This window comes from Shewanella rhizosphaerae (assembly GCF_019457655.1).
GTDB classification, from domain to species: Bacteria; Pseudomonadota; Gammaproteobacteria; order Enterobacterales; family Shewanellaceae; genus Shewanella; species Shewanella loihica.
Window position 1 is genome coordinate 3730155 of sequence record NZ_CP080420.1, and the last position, 15969, is coordinate 3746123.

16 protein-coding genes are annotated in these 15969 nt (G+C 55.7%); 12 read left to right on the forward strand and 4 right to left on the reverse strand.

Annotated elements, in window-relative coordinates:
• The first annotated feature begins 200 nt into the window (after positions 1 to 200).
• The 7 genes from sfsA (at position 201) to panC (ending at position 6286) form a co-directional block, all read left to right on the forward strand.
• Complete coding sequence (sfsA, locus tag K0I63_RS16205) at positions 201 to 905, forward strand: DNA/RNA nuclease SfsA (RefSeq protein ID WP_220081700.1); 705 nt, start codon at positions 201 to 203, stop codon at positions 903 to 905.
• A 159-nt stretch (positions 906 to 1064) separates the two neighbouring features.
• On the forward strand, positions 1065 to 1508 hold the full coding sequence (dksA, locus tag K0I63_RS16210) for an RNA polymerase-binding protein DksA (protein ID WP_011866925.1): 444 nt from the start codon (positions 1065 to 1067) through the stop codon (positions 1506 to 1508).
• A 128-nt stretch (positions 1509 to 1636) separates the two neighbouring features.
• Complete coding sequence (gluQRS, locus tag K0I63_RS16215) at positions 1637 to 2518, forward strand: tRNA glutamyl-Q(34) synthetase GluQRS (RefSeq protein ID WP_220083480.1); 882 nt, start codon at positions 1637 to 1639, stop codon at positions 2516 to 2518.
• 81 nt (positions 2519 to 2599) lie between these two features.
• Positions 2600 to 4042, forward strand: coding sequence for a polynucleotide adenylyltransferase PcnB (gene pcnB, locus K0I63_RS16220; protein ID WP_220081701.1), 1443 nt, complete (start codon positions 2600 to 2602; stop codon positions 4040 to 4042).
• A complete protein-coding gene (folK, locus tag K0I63_RS16225; RefSeq protein WP_220081702.1) occupies positions 4042 to 4530 on the forward strand; it encodes a 2-amino-4-hydroxy-6-hydroxymethyldihydropteridine diphosphokinase in 489 nt (162 codons plus the stop codon). The genes pcnB and folK overlap by 1 nt, the downstream gene beginning before the upstream one ends.
• 95 nt (positions 4531 to 4625) lie before the next feature.
• Entirely contained in the window at positions 4626 to 5420 is a 795-nt protein-coding gene (gene panB, locus K0I63_RS16230) for a 3-methyl-2-oxobutanoate hydroxymethyltransferase (protein WP_041510094.1), read from the forward strand.
• Positions 5421 to 5437: 17 nt separating this feature from the next.
• Positions 5438 to 6286: a pantoate--beta-alanine ligase gene (panC, locus tag K0I63_RS16235; protein WP_220081703.1), complete on the forward strand. Its 849-nt coding sequence runs from the start codon at positions 5438 to 5440 to the stop codon at positions 6284 to 6286.
• 128 nt (positions 6287 to 6414) lie between these two features.
• Here the strand turns inward: panC and K0I63_RS16240 are convergent, their stop codons facing one another.
• Entirely contained in the window at positions 6415 to 6648 is a 234-nt protein-coding gene (locus K0I63_RS16240; protein WP_220081704.1) for a hypothetical protein, read from the reverse strand.
• 499 nt (positions 6649 to 7147) lie between these two features.
• On the opposite strand from K0I63_RS16240, the gene K0I63_RS16245 reads away from it, so the two are divergent.
• The 5 genes from K0I63_RS16245 (at position 7148) to K0I63_RS16265 (ending at position 13503) form a co-directional block, all read left to right on the forward strand.
• Entirely contained in the window at positions 7148 to 8791 is a 1644-nt protein-coding gene (locus K0I63_RS16245; protein WP_220081705.1) for an L-lactate permease, read from the forward strand.
• A 67-nt stretch (positions 8792 to 8858) separates the two neighbouring features.
• The gene (locus tag K0I63_RS16250) at positions 8859 to 11672 is read left to right on the forward strand and encodes an FAD-binding and (Fe-S)-binding domain-containing protein (protein ID WP_220081706.1); all 2814 of its coding nucleotides are present in this window, start codon (positions 8859 to 8861) and stop codon (positions 11670 to 11672) included.
• 397 nt (positions 11673 to 12069) lie between these two features.
• Positions 12070 to 12630: a DUF4124 domain-containing protein gene (locus K0I63_RS16255; protein ID WP_220043293.1), complete on the forward strand. Its 561-nt coding sequence runs from the start codon at positions 12070 to 12072 to the stop codon at positions 12628 to 12630.
• A gap of 145 nt (positions 12631 to 12775) precedes the next feature.
• Entirely contained in the window at positions 12776 to 13192 is a 417-nt protein-coding gene (locus K0I63_RS16260) for a hypothetical protein (protein WP_220081707.1), read from the forward strand.
• Positions 13189 to 13503, forward strand: coding sequence for a DUF4144 domain-containing protein (locus K0I63_RS16265; RefSeq protein ID WP_220081708.1), 315 nt, complete (start codon positions 13189 to 13191; stop codon positions 13501 to 13503). Before K0I63_RS16260 ends, K0I63_RS16265 begins: the two co-directional genes overlap by 4 nt.
• Before the next feature lie 89 nt (positions 13504 to 13592).
• Here K0I63_RS16265 and K0I63_RS16270 read toward each other — a convergent pair whose 3' ends face one another.
• From K0I63_RS16270 to hpt, 3 genes are all read right to left on the reverse strand, one after another.
• Positions 13593 to 14363 carry an ABC transporter permease gene (locus K0I63_RS16270; protein ID WP_220074012.1) on the reverse strand — a complete coding sequence of 257 codons (771 nt, stop codon included), beginning with the start codon at positions 14361 to 14363 and terminating at the stop codon, positions 13593 to 13595.
• 20 nt (positions 14364 to 14383) lie between these two features.
• Positions 14384 to 15325, reverse strand: a complete 942-nt coding sequence (locus K0I63_RS16275; RefSeq protein ID WP_220081709.1) for an ABC transporter ATP-binding protein — start codon at positions 15323 to 15325, stop codon at positions 14384 to 14386.
• A gap of 103 nt (positions 15326 to 15428) precedes the next feature.
• The gene (gene hpt / locus K0I63_RS16280) at positions 15429 to 15959 is read right to left on the reverse strand and encodes a hypoxanthine phosphoribosyltransferase (protein WP_011866938.1); all 531 of its coding nucleotides are present in this window, start codon (positions 15957 to 15959) and stop codon (positions 15429 to 15431) included.
• Between the last annotated feature and the right edge of the window lie 10 nt (positions 15960 to 15969).

The following is a 15969-nucleotide window of genomic DNA, read 5'->3' on the forward strand; positions in this document are numbered from 1 at the left end:
AGGAGAAGGTTACAGGAACGACTTCAGGTCGCCGCGACAGCGCACCGCCCAATAAGGTAGAATCTTTTCGCTCTAGATGGGCGCTCAGGGTGTGATCGCAGGCTCAGCCGCTAAAACGCAAAAACCTAAAACCTTTGGCGCAATAACCTTGAGGCGCAAAACCCTCGCATCAATATAAGTAGAACAACAAGGTCGACAAGATGATTTTTATCCCCCCATTCGAACAGGGAAAGTTACTCAGACGCTACAAGCGCTTCCTCGCCGACGTGCTGCTGGACGATGGCAGCGAGATCACCATCCACTGCCCCAACACGGGCTCGATGCGCAACTGTCTGTTTCCCGGCGAGCCCGTCTGGTTCTCTACCTCAGATAATCCCAAGCGCAAGTACGCCCACACATGGGAACAGGCGGCCTCGGATGAGGGGCACATAATAGGGATCAACACGGGACGAGCCAACGCCCTAGCGGCCGAGGCGATTGAGGCTGGGGTGATAAGCGAGCTGACCGGCTACGACCGCCTGCGCCGGGAGGTTAAATATGGCAGCGAGAACAGCCGTATCGATCTGCTGCTCGAGAGCGAGGATAAACCCGCCTGCTATATAGAAGTCAAAAGTTGTACCTTATTAGAGCAGGGCCAGGGATACTTCCCCGATGCGGTGACTACCCGAGGCCAGAAACACTTGCGCGAACTGATGGAGATGGTCAAACAGGGTCACAGGGCGGTGCTTTTATTTGTGGTGCAACATACTGGGATAACCACGGTGGCAGCGGCCCGCCATATAGACCCTGAGTACGCCGAATTGCTGACTCAGGCACACCAGGCCGGGGTGGAAATTCTTGCCTACCGCTGCGAACTCTCCCCAAGCGCCGCCAAGCTGATTAAATCCTGCCCTGTCAAGTTGTAAATAGACGGTAAAAGTTGAATTAATGCGTAATAGAGGACATAGTCAAAAGATAAACTCATGGCAGCTTAAAAGATTTGCGTGGTATATCAGATTCTGATATAGATATCGGCCTTTAATAAAAGACGCCCTACAACGCAAATGATTAACAGGAGATGCGTTATGCCTGAAGGCACTAAAAAACTTGGCGTGCTCGCTATCGCAGGTGTAGATCCTTACCAGGAAAAACCGGGTGAGGAATATATGAATACCGCTCAACTGGGTCACTTCAAAAAGATTCTCGATGCTTGGCGTAGTCAGCTCCGTGAAGAAGTGGATCGCACCCTGAATCATATGCAAGATGAAGCGGCTAACTTCCCAGACCCTGTCGACCGTGCGGCTCAGGAAGAGGAGTTCAGTCTTGAACTACGCGCCCGTGACAGAGAGCGTAAGCTAATCAAGAAGATTGAAAAGACATTGCAGAAGATCGAAGACGACGATTTCGGTTTCTGTGATTCATGCGGTATCGAAATCGGTATCCGCCGTCTCGAAGCCCGTCCAACGGCCGACCTCTGTATCGACTGTAAGACGCTCGCCGAGATCAAAGAGAAACAGATGGCCGGTTAAACTGGCGAGAAGCGGGGCTTAGCCCCGCTTTTTTGTATCCAGTCGCCCCGATGAGCGACATAGAAAGTGTGAACAAAGGTTTTGCCGTGATCCCCCAAGCAGACCCCTCCCTCTCCCCCGATAACCCAATGCAAATCGACAAGCCCTATGTCGGCCGTTTCGCGCCCTCGCCCTCCGGGCCGCTGCACTTTGGCTCGCTCATCGCCGCACTAGGCAGCTATCTGCGTGCCCGCGCCGAGCAGGGAAAATGGCTGGTGCGCATCGAAGATATCGATCCCCCCAGAGAGGTAGCCGGTGCCAGCGACCTCATCCTCAAGACCCTTGAGGCCTACGGCCTGCATTGGGACGGCTCAGTGCTCTATCAAAGCAGCCGCCTGGATGAGTATCAGTCGCGGCTCGACAGCCTGCTGGCAGAGGACAAGGCCTACTACTGCCAATGTACCCGCAAGCAGATCCAGGCGATGGGCGGCACCTATGATGGCCGCTGCGCGACCCGCACAGCTAAACATACAGCAGGCGCTATCCGCATCCGTAACACGCTTGCGATAGATCATTTCAATGACGAGCTGCTGGGGCCTATCCAGGTCGAGCCAGAGTTTGCCGCCGAGGACTTTATTATCAAGCGCCGCGACGGCCTCTACGCCTATCAATTGGCTGTGGTGATGGACGATGCCTTTCAAGGGATAACAGAGGTGGTACGCGGCGCCGACCTGCTCACCTCCAGTGCCCGCCAGGCGACCCTGTTTCACCTCTTCGGTGACAACGCGCCTAAGTGGCTTCATCTGCCGCTGGCCTGCGCCGAGCCTGGGATGAAACTCTCGAAGCAGAATCACGCCCCGGCCATAGATCTTAATGCGCCCCAGGCCAGCATCAACGCCGCACTTGCCTTCCTGGGGCAGGCCCCCTGCGAACCAGACAGCGTAGAGACCATGCTGGCCCAGGCCGTGAGCCAGTTTGAATTGAGCCGTATCCCGCGCCAGCAGGAGATCATACTTGCGCCGGGCGCTTAAGCCCCGTAAAAGCATAAACCTAGCCGCCGTCACGAAACCCGGCCAGACGAGCAGAGTCCGGGTATACTCTTTGACCCATAATTGAGTTATGATAGCGGCCTAATTTTAACCCTGACTCAAGATCCAAGTTCGAGGTGTCCTATTTTTCGCCGTATTAGTCAATTCTGTAAGCAGCTTTTTGAAGACAATCAAAACACCACAGAAACCACACCAGCGGGACTAAGCCTAGAGATAGTTGCACGTAAACATCATGCAATCTCTCGCCAGCACATTAGCGAAAACGCTATTAAGGTACTCTATCGTCTGCACAAATCTGGCTTTAAAGCCTATTTGGTGGGCGGCGGCGTGCGCGACATCCTCCTAGGACTCGAGCCCAAGGATTTCGACGTGGTCACCAATGCCACGCCGGAAGAGATCAAGAAGCTATTTCGTAACTGCCGCCTGGTAGGCCGCAGATTCCGTCTGGCCCATATCGTCTTCGGCCGCGACGTCATCGAAGTCGCTACCCTGAGGGGCCATCATGTAGACAGCGGCGAGAAGATCTCTAAGGTCAACGCCGAGGGTCGCCTGCTGCGCGACAACGTCTACGGCACCATAGATGAAGACGCCGAGCGCCGCGACTTCACGGTCAACGCCCTCTACTATGATATCAGCGACTTCTCCATCCACAGCTATGGCGGCGGCCTGCAGGATCTCGAGTCTCGCACCCTGCGTCTGATCGGCGACCCGCAGAAACGCTACCGCGAAGATCCCGTGCGCATGCTGCGCGCCGTGCGCTTCGCTACTAAGCTGGGGATGAGCATAGACAAGGCCGCGGCGCAGCCGATCCCCGAGCTGGCCCCCCTGCTAAAAGATATCCCTGCCGCCCGTATGTATGAAGAGGTGCTTAAGCTCTTCTTCGCCGGTCAGGCCCAGAACAACTACGTCATGATGCGCGACTTTGGCCTGTTCGCTCCTCTCTTTCCCCTGGTGGATAACCTGCTGGAGGAAGATCCTAAGGGACCGAGCCACAAGATGGTTAAGGCGATCATGCGCAACACAGACGAGCGGGTTGAACAAGATAAGTCGGTCACCCCGGCCTTCTTCTACGCCGCCATGCTCTGGTACCCCCTCAGCCAGCGTGCCGATGATATCGCCCTGGAGAGTGGCCTGAGCCAATATGACGCCTTCTACGCCGCCATGGGCGATGTGATGGAGCAGCAATGCCGCACCATCAGCATTCCCCGCCGCTTCAGCACCCCGGCCAAGGATATCTGGCAACTGCAACTAAGGTTCGATCGCAACCAGGGCACACGTGCCTTCAAGTTTATCGAACATCCTAAGTTCCGCGCCGCCTATGACCTGCTACTGCTAAGGGCCGAAGCCGAAGGTGGTAACCTGGCCAAGACGGCCGCCTGGTGGAAGAGCTTCGTCGAAGGCAGCGAAGAGCAACGCAGCGTCATCGCCCGCAGCACCAACAAGGGTAGCCGCAGCCGCAACAATCGCCGTCGTCGCAGCCCGAAGAAGACACCTAAAGCCGAATAATGAACACCGTCTATGTCGCACTGGGGGCCAATCTCGCGTCCCCAAAAGCCCAACTGGATCAGGCCTGTCAGGCACTGAAGGCCTTGGCAAGCGACGGACGGGTGAGCGTCTCCCCCTATTACCAAAGTGCCCCCATGGGCGATGTGCCGCAGCCCGACTACCTCAATGCCGTGGCTCGCTTTACCACCACCCTAGCCCCACTGGCGCTGCTCGATGCCCTGCAGGCAATCGAGAACGAACAGGGCCGGGTGCGCGAGGTGCGCTGGGGCGCCAGAACCTTAGATCTGGACCTGCTCCTCTATGGCGACTGGCAACTGGATATCCCGCGTCTTCAGGTGCCGCACTACGGCATGAAGACCCGCAGCTTCGTGTTGCTGCCCCTATTGGATCTGGCCCCAGATCTCATTCTCCCCTGCGGCACCAAGCTGACTTCACTGATCACCGAGGAACTTAAGAGACAAGTTCAACAACTCGGCCCGGATCATTGAACTTAAGCCCCAGTTAGCTTATAAAGCACACTACTGCTAAAGCACACGACAGCCCAAGCAGAACTCTTTTTTAAATCAAAGTTAAGACCAGCATTATGTCTAAGATAACCAGCTCTACCCTGCTGAAGTTCAAGCAGGAAGGTAAGAAGTTCACTGCACTCACCGCCTATGATGCCAGCTTTGCGGGCGCCTTCGACAGCGAAGGGATCGACGTCCTACTGGTGGGCGACTCGTTAGGCATGGTATTGCAAGGACACGACGACACCCTGCCGGTCACAGTCGAAGATATCGCCTACCACACGCGCTGCGTTCGCCGTGGCATCAAGCGTTCACTGCTGATCGCCGACATGCCTTTCATGAGCTACGCCACCCCAGAGCAGGCGATGACCAACGCCACCGCCCTGATGCAGGCCGGTGCCAACATGGTGAAACTCGAAGGCGGTCACTGGCTGCTGGAAACCGTCACTAAGCTGACCGAACGCGGCATTCCCGTGTGTGCCCACCTGGGGCTCACCCCGCAATCTGTGCATGTCTTCGGCGGCTTCAAGGTACAAGGCCGTGACGCCGACAACGCCCAGCGCATCATAGATGAGGCCAAGGCAATCGAGGCGGCTGGTGCCCAGCTATTAGTGGTCGAGTGTATCCCGGCGGCACTGGCCAAAAGCATCACAGAGGCCCTGACCATTCCGGTTATCGGTATCGGCGCAGGCGCAGACACCGACGGCCAGATCCTGGTGATGCACGACGTTCTGGGGATCTCCAGCGGCTATATTCCGCGCTTCTCGAAGAACTACCTGGCCCAGACCGGCGAGATCCGCAGCGCCATCCGCGCCTATATCGAAGAGGTCGACACGGGCGTCTTCCCCGCCGCCGAGCATACATTTAGCTAAAGTAAGGTTGCTGTAACATGTACACCACCCAAGATATCGCCGCGATCCGCGCTCAGGTGCGCCAGTGGAAACAGGCCGGCGAGACAGTGGCATTCGTGCCCACCATGGGCAATCTGCACCAGGGTCATATCACCCTGGTCACCGAGGCGCTGAAACGTGCCGATCACGTGGTGGTCTCCATCTTCGTTAACCCGATGCAATTTGGGCAGAACGAAGATCTGGACGCCTACCCACGCACCCTAGCCGCCGATCAGGCCGCCTTAGAGGCCGCCGGCGCCGAGCTGCTATTCACCCCGACACCTGCCATCATCTATCCCAAGGGGATGGATAAGCAGACCTTTGTCGAGGTGCCAGGCCTGTCGGAAGAGCTCTGCGGCGCCAGCCGTCCAGGGCACTTTCGCGGCGTCACCACCATAGTCTGCAAGCTGTTCAATATCGTACAGCCGGATGTGGCCCTGTTCGGTAAGAAAGATTTTCAGCAGCTGATGGTGATCAAGGCCATGGTGGAAGATCTGTCTCTGCCCATCGAGATCGTCGGTGTCGACACCATACGTGAGAGCTCTGGCCTGGCCATGAGTTCACGCAACGGCTACCTGAGCGAGGCGCAGAAGCAGCAAGCGGCTCAGCTCAAGCGTACCCTAGATGAGATGGCCGAGGCGATCGCCCAGGGTCAAGCAATCCCTAATGTAGTGCAGCACGCCCAGGAGCAGTTGCACCAGGCTGGCTTTAAGCCAGATTATCTGTCGGTGCGTAACGCCGCCGATCTGCGTGAAGCCCAGGACAGCGATAAACAGCTGGTGATCCTGGCCGCCGCCTTTATGGGCAGCACCCGCCTGATCGACAACCTGAGCTTCGAACGCGCTTAAGCCCTGCACGTCCGAATTTAGGGCGTCCTTAAGCCTAGAAAGCTCTTAAACTTAGCGCGTCTTTAGCCTCTAATTTCGCTTCTCAGGCCCAATGCCTGGGAAGCGATTTTTCATTTTAGACTCACTTTTTACTCAGCGCTTTCTCTAAAAACTGCTCCCAAAACTGCCCCAAAACAACTCAAGATGAGGTCAGCTTGAGCATCTAAGTCCTTGGTCATGCACCAATTCTGATCGGCCAATCGGTCGAAAATGCCGCGAGTTTCAGAAATAAAATTACTTATTTGAGCGAAAGCCAATAAAGTGACCTGGATCCAGATCACCTGCATTTCATTTACATGCATTTCAAACGAATTGGCATGCATCCAGGCTAACCTACTGAAATTAATTGGTAATACCTATTTACCAAAAATAGCGAGCTCCTACAGGCGCTCAACAAGGTGATCTGGATCACCAAGGACAATTTTCCATCGCTAACTGATTAGATTCTAAACTGAAATTATCCGATCAGATATTTCCACTTTTGAGACCTAATTAGAGTAATTACTCTTAGTAAAATCCCATTTCTAGCTAAAAATCGTCATATTTCTTTCAAATAGTTATAACGGCCCGCTCCGACCAGTGATAGAGATCACACTTTAGGTTTAACTGGTCAGACAAAGTTCACACCCATCTAACCCCATCTCACATAATCAGCACATAATGATCTAGATCATATTTGCATTTGGTGAATTAGCGTTTATTACGCATCAAGGATGAAACGATTCCATTTGGGAATAGCTTCCGACAACACAGGATGCTGCATCGGACGAGTCAGCATCGACAACAACTAAAATAACCAAGTAACGACAGTAAGAGGCAATCATGACCCTACTTCAACTACTCGCCAGTTTGACGCCTGTAATCAGCGTTATGCTATTTTTGGTGCTACTCAAGATGCCCGCATCTCGCGCCATGCCCATCTCTATGGTAATGACAGGTCTTGCCGCCGTCTTTATCTGGCAGATGGATACTACCATCTTAGGTGCCTCTGTGGTCGAAGGCCTACTCTCGGCCCTGACCCCACTGAGCATCATCTTCGGCGCCGTGTTCCTGCTGAACACCCTGAAGTACTCGGGTGCCATGGACACCATCCGCGCCGGCTTTACCAACATCAGTGGTGATGCCCGCGTACAGGTGATCATCATCTGTTGGTTATTTGGTTCATTTATCGAAGGCTCTGCCGGTTTCGGTACTCCAGCCGCCATCGGCGCGCCGCTACTGGTGCTGCTAGGCGTGCCGCCTGTTGCCGCCGCCGTGGTTGCCCTGATCGCCGACTCTACCAGCGTCTCCTTCGGCGCCATCGGTCTGCCAGTTCTGTTCGGTATGGAGCAGGGTCTGATGCAAGGTGGTGTGAGCATGGCTGCCGACCAGATCGCCCAGCACGGCACCAGCTTCGCCGACTACGCTCAGTTTATCGCCCTGCACATGATCACTATCGATCTGGTGACTGGTACCCTGATCCCGCTGGTTCTCGTCTCGGTACTCACAGGCTTCTTCGGCCGCAACAAGTCGTTCAAAGAGGGTCTGGCGATTTGGAAATTTGCCCTGTTCGCCGGTTTCGCCTTTACCGTGCCAGCCTGGCTTATCAACTACTTCGCCGGCCCAGAGTTCCCATCGGTTATCGGTTCCCTGGTTGGTATGGCGCTAGTGATTCCAGTGGCACGCAAAGGCCTGCTACTGCCTAAGACCCCTTGGAACGATTTCGCCGAAAACGATAACCAGACTCAGGCTAAGGTAGAAACCAAGGCGCAGTTCTCTCAGGTTGCCGCCTGGACCCCTTACATCATCATGGCTGGCCTGCTGGTACTGTCTCGCACAGTAGCGCCGCTCAAGGCCTGGCTCACCAGCTTCAACATCAGCTGGACTAACCTGCTGGGCACTGAGCTGAAAGCCGGTTTCGCGACCCTGTACGCACCTGGCGCCTTCTTCGTGCTGGTATGTATCCTGGGCTTCGTGCTGTTTAAGATGAAATCGCCAGCCATCAAGGAGTCGATCACCGTCTCTTGCAAGTCTATGCTGCCGACCATCATCTCCCTAGGCGCCTCTGTGCCTATGGTGAAGATCTTCCTTAACTCTGGCACCAACGAGGCGGGCCTGCAGTCTATGCCAGTTGCCCTGGCCGACATGCTGGCCGGCTCTATGGGCGCCATCTGGGCCTGGATGTCACCGATAGTGGGTATCTTCGGTGCCTTCCTGTCGGGCTCAGCCACCTTCTCTAACATGATGTTCTCAGGCCTGCAGTACAGCGTGGCCGACAACATCGGCATGAACCACGCGTTAGTCCTGGCCCTACAAGGTATTGGTGCCAACGCAGGTAACATGATGTGTGTCATGAACGTGGTCGCCGCCGCTACCGTGGTGGGTATGGCTGGCCGTGAATCAGAAATTATCCGTAAAACCATGCCCGTCGCTCTGGGTTATGCCTTGATTGCAGGTACTATCGCTACCCTGTGGGGCGGTCTATAACAGATAACTCGAGAAAGGCGGACGTGATGAACCCGCCTTTCTGTGGGTCGAATTAAAGAGTAATGTTATGTCGATTAATTATTCAGCAGTAGTCGCAGATTTACGCGCAAAACTCGGTGATGAAGCCGTCTCAGACGATGCAGTGCGTCGTTTCGCCTGGTCCACCGACGCCAGTTACTTCCGTATCGTGCCAGAGGTGGTGGTACACGCCGAGACTCTGGAAGATGCCCGTGACACACTCGAAGTCGCGCGCCAGCACAATGCCCCAGTGACCTTCCGCGCCGCCGGCACCAGCCTCTCAGGCCAGGCCATCGGCGAAGGTATCTTGTTGATCCTAGGTCACGACGGCTTCAGAAAGATAGCCGTCAGCGAGGATCACAACCAGATCTCACTCGGCGCGGCCGTTATCGGTGGCGACGCCAACCTGGCGCTTAAGCCATTCAACAAGAAGATTGGCCCGGATCCGGCCACCCTAGCCTCGGCCATGGTAGGCGGTATCGTCTCTAACAACGCCTCGGGCATGTGCTGCGGCACGGCCCAGAACAGCTACCAGACCATCGCCTCGGCCAAGCTTCTCTTCGCCGACGGTACCCGTCTGGACACAGGCTGTGAGCGCTCAAAAGAAGCGTTTCGCGAGTCTCACCAGCAGCTGCTTAGCGAGCTGACCGATCTCGCCAAGCTCACCGCCAGCAACCCGGTACTGGCCGATCGCATTCGCAAGAAATACTCCATCAAGAACACCACTGGCTACAGCATTAACGCCCTGGTGGACTTCGAGGATCCGTTCGAGCTGATCAATCACCTGATCGTCGGCGCCGAGGGCACCCTGGCCTTCGTCGAAGAGGTGACCTACAACACGGTCGATGAGGCCAAGTTCAAGGCCTCGGCCATGGCGGTATTCTTCAACATGGAAGATGCGGCCCGCGCCATTCCGCCAATCAAATGCGACAGCGTCGCGGCCGCCGAGCTGCTGGACTGGGCGTCGATCAAGGCGGTCACCGGCAAGAAAGGGATGCCAGACTGGCTGAGCGAGCTGCCAGAAGGCGCCGCCATCCTGCTTATCGAATCCCGTGCCAACGACGAGGCGACCCTGGATGCCTACACCCAGGATGTGATCGCCAAGCTGGCCCACATCGAAACCGAGCGTCCTATCAGCTTCAGCCGTGACCCCGAGGTCTACAGCAAGTACTGGGCGATGCGCTCTGGCCTCTTCCCTATCATTGGCGGCGAGCGTCCGAAGGGCACCTCGGTGATCATCGAAGACGTGGCCTTCGAGCTGGAACACCTGGCCAATGCGGCCACAGATTTGACCGCCCTGTTCCACAAGCATGGCTACCCTGAAGGGGTGATCTACGGCCACGCGCTGGCGGGTAACTTCCACTTCATCATCACGCCGACCTTCGCCTCACAGGAAGATATCGACCGCTTCCACGGCTTCATGCAAGACGTGGCCGAGATGGTGATCAACAAGTATGACGGCTCCATGAAGGCCGAGCACGGCACAGGCCGCGCGGTAGCACCATTCGTCGAGATGGAATGGGGCGCCGATGCCTACACCCTGATGAAGCGCATCAAGCAGATCTTCGATCCCCAAGGCCTGCTTAACCCTGGCGTTATCCTCAACGACGACGCCAACGTGCACGTCAAGAACATCAAGCCATGCCCTGTGGTCGACGACTTTGTGGACAGATGTATCGAGTGTGGCTTCTGTGAGAAGACCTGCCCGACCTCGGCGCTTAACTTCACTCCGCGTCAGCGTATCGCGACTCTGCGTGAAATCGCCCGCCTGGAAGCCTCTGGCGACAAGCAAGCCGCCGAAGAGATGCGCGCCGCGGCCAAGTATGACGTGGTCGACACCTGCGCCGCCTGCCAGCTCTGTACCATCGCCTGTCCGGTAGACAACAGCATGGGTCAGCTGGTGCGTAAGCTGAGAACCCCATACATCACCACGACTGAGCAGAAGGTACTGGACTTCCAGGCCAAACACTTCGGCGCCGTCAACCAGGTGATCAGCACAGGCTTCGACGTGCTCAACATCATCCACAAGGTCACAGGCGACAGCGTCACCAACGGCCTGATGAAGGTGGGCCGCATGGTGTCCAAAGAGGTGCCTTACTGGAACCCAGACTTCGCCAAGGGCGGCAAGCTGCCTAAGCCAAGCCCAGCCTCGCCAGACAAGGAGACTGTGATCTACTTCCCGGCCTGTGGTGGTCGCACCTTCGGCCCGACGCCGAAAGATCCCGACAACCGCACCTTGCCAGAAGTAGTGGTCACCCTACTGGAGCGCGCCGGTTACAACGTGGTCACTCCTGACAACACCCGTCACCTGTGCTGCGGCCAGATGTGGGAATCTAAGGGTGACTTCAAGAACGCCGATGCCAAGCGCGACGAGCTGATCGACGCCCTGAGCGCCCTGAGCGCCCTGAGCGATAACGGCAAGGTGCCTGTGGTGGTGGATGCACTCTCCTGTACCTACCGTACACTGACGGGCAACCCTAAGGTGGAAATTACCGATCTGGTCGAGTTCATGCACGACAAGATCTTGCCTAAGCTGACCTTTACCAAGAAGGTCAACGTGGCACTGCACCTTGGCTGTAGCGCCCGCAAGATGAAGCTTGAGCCTAAGATGCAGGCGCTGGCCGATGCCTGTAGTAACGGCGTTAAGCTGCCAGAGGGGATCGAGTGTTGTGGTTACGCCGGCGAGAAGGGCTTGTATAAGCCTGAGATCAACGCCAGCGCCCTGCGCAACATCAAGAAGCTGATCCCGGTCGATATCAAGGAGGGCTACTACGCCAACCGCATGTGTGAAGTGGGTCTGACCCAGCACAGCGGCATCTCCTATCGCCACCTGGCCTATCTGCTGGAAGAATGCAGCCGCTAGGCAACCGATTTAAGGTTTAGATAACCCCACCCAAGCAAACTCCGCGGTGTGACATCAGCTCACATCGCGGTTTTTTATCTCTGCCCTCCCCGCACTCGAGTGCAAATCATCTAAGTCATGCAAGCGTAAGTAATGCAACCTAAGTAATGCAACCTAAGTCATGCAAAATACTGGTGTTATTCCAAGAGTTGCGCCATAGTAATAGCTGACCATACTGAGCTTAATCCCCCAATAAGTTAGCGACCTAAGCTTGCCGGTATGGACGCCAAAATGAAGTAAAACGACATAAAGTTAGCTAAAGATTCGTTACACAAGAGAAAGGGACATGAGTCGTCGCGGCGACCGCTAAGCTTACAATGCCGCCTGGACTCGACGCAGATAGAGGAATTATCGCTCCATGGGAAAACTGCTCTTAGCCATCGCACTCCTGCTGCTTCCAGGCCTTAGCCACGCCAGCAGCATCTACAAGTGCATCAAGGGCGACAAGGTGGTGTTCAGCCAGACCTCATGCCCGAAAGAGTTTAAGCAGCACCATATCCAATACCAACTCGGCATCACCACGGAAACCGACAGCGACAAACCCAAGGAGAAGGTCGACCCTCTGCAGGCGCTGCTCAACAAGCGCACCCTCTCCCAGGAGAAGCTGTTACAGCTGATCGACGCCGAAATCTACCGCCTCAAGCAGGAAAACAGCTATTATGAGATCCTAAGGGCCAGCGAGAAACAGAAGCTGGATCGCAAGCGTTACTGGCAGAAACAGGCCAAGGATGACCCTGAATTTCTCGCTAAGCTCGACGAGATGAACCGCTACTTCGACGGCCTGATTAAGCTCAACGACGACGCCATGCTCATGCTACAGCAGCACAAGCTGCGCATCACGCAGGCGCCTGAGCAGGAAGAACTGGGAGGGCAGGAAGAGCAGCCCGACAAAGGCGCCCCTCAGGTAGTGCAACATTAGCCGTACAACATTAGTAGTGCAAGATTAGCCGTACAATATGAGTTACGCTGCATTAGCCGTACAAGATGAATTATGCAGCACTGGCTGTGACAGATTAACCTTAAAACCTAACACATTCTTCATTTGCGTAAGTCGCGAGGTCGCCATGAACAAGACCCAGTTGAGCCTGCTCGTAATCGGCCTGCTTCTGCTGGGATTTTTTATGCGCCAGAGCCTCTTCTCGCCCGCCGATGACTCCCGCGAACTCAATGTCGACAGCTTCGTCGACCATGCCCAATACCTAACGACCCAGAGCCAGGTGATCGCCCCCCTGCTGTGCGCCAAGCTCGCCATCGACATGGGCTTTTCCGTGGACCAAGAGGAGGTCAACAGCAAGCTGCGACAGACCCTCAAGGCCTATGACGACGACAAAGACGCGGCGCTGTATCTGTTTATCTATGTCAAAGGCTACGCCTTCGGCCTGGCCCATGGCATAGAGGACAAACCCGGCGCCTACTTCCACCTGGGCTGTGACCAAAACCATCCCGAGGTCGAGATGCCACCCGAGCAGACTCAGATATGACAATCCACTGGCCATTACTGCTCAAGGTCGATAGCGACAAGCAGCTGATGCTGTTAGATAGCCAGGAAGAGTGGCTAACTGAGCGCGATCACCTAGCGCCCGAGTCCCTAACCCTTATCGACAGCCAGGGCGTGTGTTACCACTGCCAAGACGGCGCTCTACACCCCTCGGAGGAGCAGATATTACTTCCAGAAATCATTCAATGGGTCAGCGATTATGCCTGCCAGAATGGTCACTTCTGCAGCGCCAAGATAGGCGCCGACAGCCTGGCGCAGCTGTTTGATATGGTGCGCTATTTGGAAGATAGCTAGTCGATGCACGCCATGCATTAAAGAATACTGCAAACAAAAAGCCCCACCAATGTGGGGCTTTTTAGTTGGATTTGTCTGTCATGAACCAACTAGGTTCTCAAGCCTATGCCACGGCTGATCAGGTAATAGGCCACCAGCCAGAGCCCGGCGCAGAAGCCGAGCATGATCGCCACCGACAGGCCGATGCTGATGTCGGCATAACCCAGGAAGCCGTAGCGGAACACGTTGATCATATAGACCACGGGGTTCAGCTGCGACACCCCCTGCCAGAAGCTTGGCAGTAGGGTAAGCGAGTAGAAGACGCCGCCCAGATAGGTCAGCGGCGTCAGTACGAAGGTGGGCACTATGCTGATGTCATCATAGCTCTTGGCGAACACGGCATTGATAAGCCCGCCCAAGGCGAACAGGATAGAGGTCAACAGCACGGTCAGCGCCACAAGCCCGGCGTGATGCAGGCTAATATCCACGAAGAACATGGCCACCAGGGTCACTATGGTACCGACACACAGGCCTCGGGCGACGCCACCGCCCACGTAACCGGCAATCATCACATAGTGAGGCACGGGCGCGACGATCAGCTCTTCCAGATTACGCTGGAACTTGGCGCTGAAGAAGGATGACGCCACGTTGGAGTAGGATGCGGTGATCACCGACATCATGATGAGGCCGGGGGCGATAAACTCCATATAGCTCACGCCGCCCATTTCGCCGATGCGCTTGCCCACCAAGTTACCGAAGATCAGAAAATAGAGGGTCATAGAGATCGCCGGTGGCACCAGGGTCTGCACCCAGATACGGGTGAAGCGGGTCACCTCCTTGATCAATATGCTCTTAAAGGCGGTAAAATAGACGTGCTTCATATTCATGCTCATGCCCGAGTTCATACTTTAGTACCTCCCTTGCCTTGTTCCACCAGCTCCACAAACAGCTCCTCCAATCGGTTAGCCTTGTTACGCATAGACAACACCTCTATCCCCTGCTCGGTGAGCTGGGCGAACACGCTGTTGATGCTATGGGCCTTCTCCACATCCACCTCTAATGTGTGTGGATCGGTCAGGCGGCAGCTAATTCCGTCGAGGGTCGGCGCTTCGTTGATGTCGGCCTTGAGGTCGAACACGAAGGTCTCCATGTTAAGGCGGCTGAGCAGGGATTTCATGCTGGTGCACTCCACCAGCTCGCCCTTGTCGATAATGCCAATGTTGCGGCACAGCATCTCGGCCTCTTCCAGGTAGTGGGTGGTCAGTATGATGGTCACCCCCTGGCGGTTAAGATCCGTCAGGAAGGTCCACATGGAGCGTCTGAGCTCGATATCCACCCCGGCGGTGGGCTCATCCAGAATAAGCAGCTTGGGCTCGTGCATCAGGGCGCGGGCGATCATCAGGCGGCGCTTCATGCCACCCGAAAGCGCGCGTGACGGGCTGTTGCGCTTGTCCCACAGGTCCAGCTGACTCAGGTACTTCTTGGCGCGCTCGAAGGCCACCTCGCGGGAGACGCCGAAATAGCCGGCCTGATTGACCACTATCTGCTGCACTGTCTCAAACTGATTGAAGTTAAACTCCTGGGGCACCAGGCCGATGGACATCTTGGCCAACTCCAGCTGGGTGTCGATATCGTGTTCGAACACCTTCACCTTGCCGGCACTCTTCTGCACCAGGGAGCAGATCACACCTATCGTGGTGGACTTGCCGGCGCCGTTGGGGCCCAGCAGGGCAAAGAAATCCCCCGCCTCGACCTTAAGGCTGATCCCTTTTACCGCTTCGACGCCGCCCTTGTAGGTTTTTCTGAGCGAGTCGATAACTAAAGCATATGGCTCTTTGGTCATGAGTGACTTCCGTTATCCTGATCTTGAAATTGGTATTGTATTGATATGAAAAAACAAAAACTCCCGCACAAAGCAGGAGTTTAAAATCTTAACGACGGCGCGATTAATCTAGGGGTACGACTTTAGCGATGTAAGGCAGGTTGCGATACTGCTCGGCATAGTCGATACCATAGCCGACGATAAACTCATCGGGAATGGTGAAACCGATAAAGTCTACCGGTACATCAACCTCGCGACGCTCTGGCTTGTCCAGCAAGGTACAGAGGGCCAGACTCTTAGGTTCGCGCAGCAGTAGCATCTCGCGCACCTTGTTCAAGGTATTACCCGAATCGATCAGGTCTTCGACGATCAACACGTCACGGCCTTCGATATCCGACTGCACATCCTTTAGGATCTTCACGTCGCGCGAGCTGGTCATGGCGTTGCCGTAGCTGGATACCGACATGAAATCGATCTCAACGTGGCCCTTGATGCGGCGGCAGAGGTCGGCCATAAAGACCACAGACCCCTTCAGCAGGCCAACCATTAGCAGGCGTTCGCTATTGGCGTAATGGGCATTGATCTGCGCTGCCAGGATATCCAGTTGTTGTTCAATCTCATCTGCCGAGATCATCACTTCGGTAGTGTGTTTCATACTCTTCTCA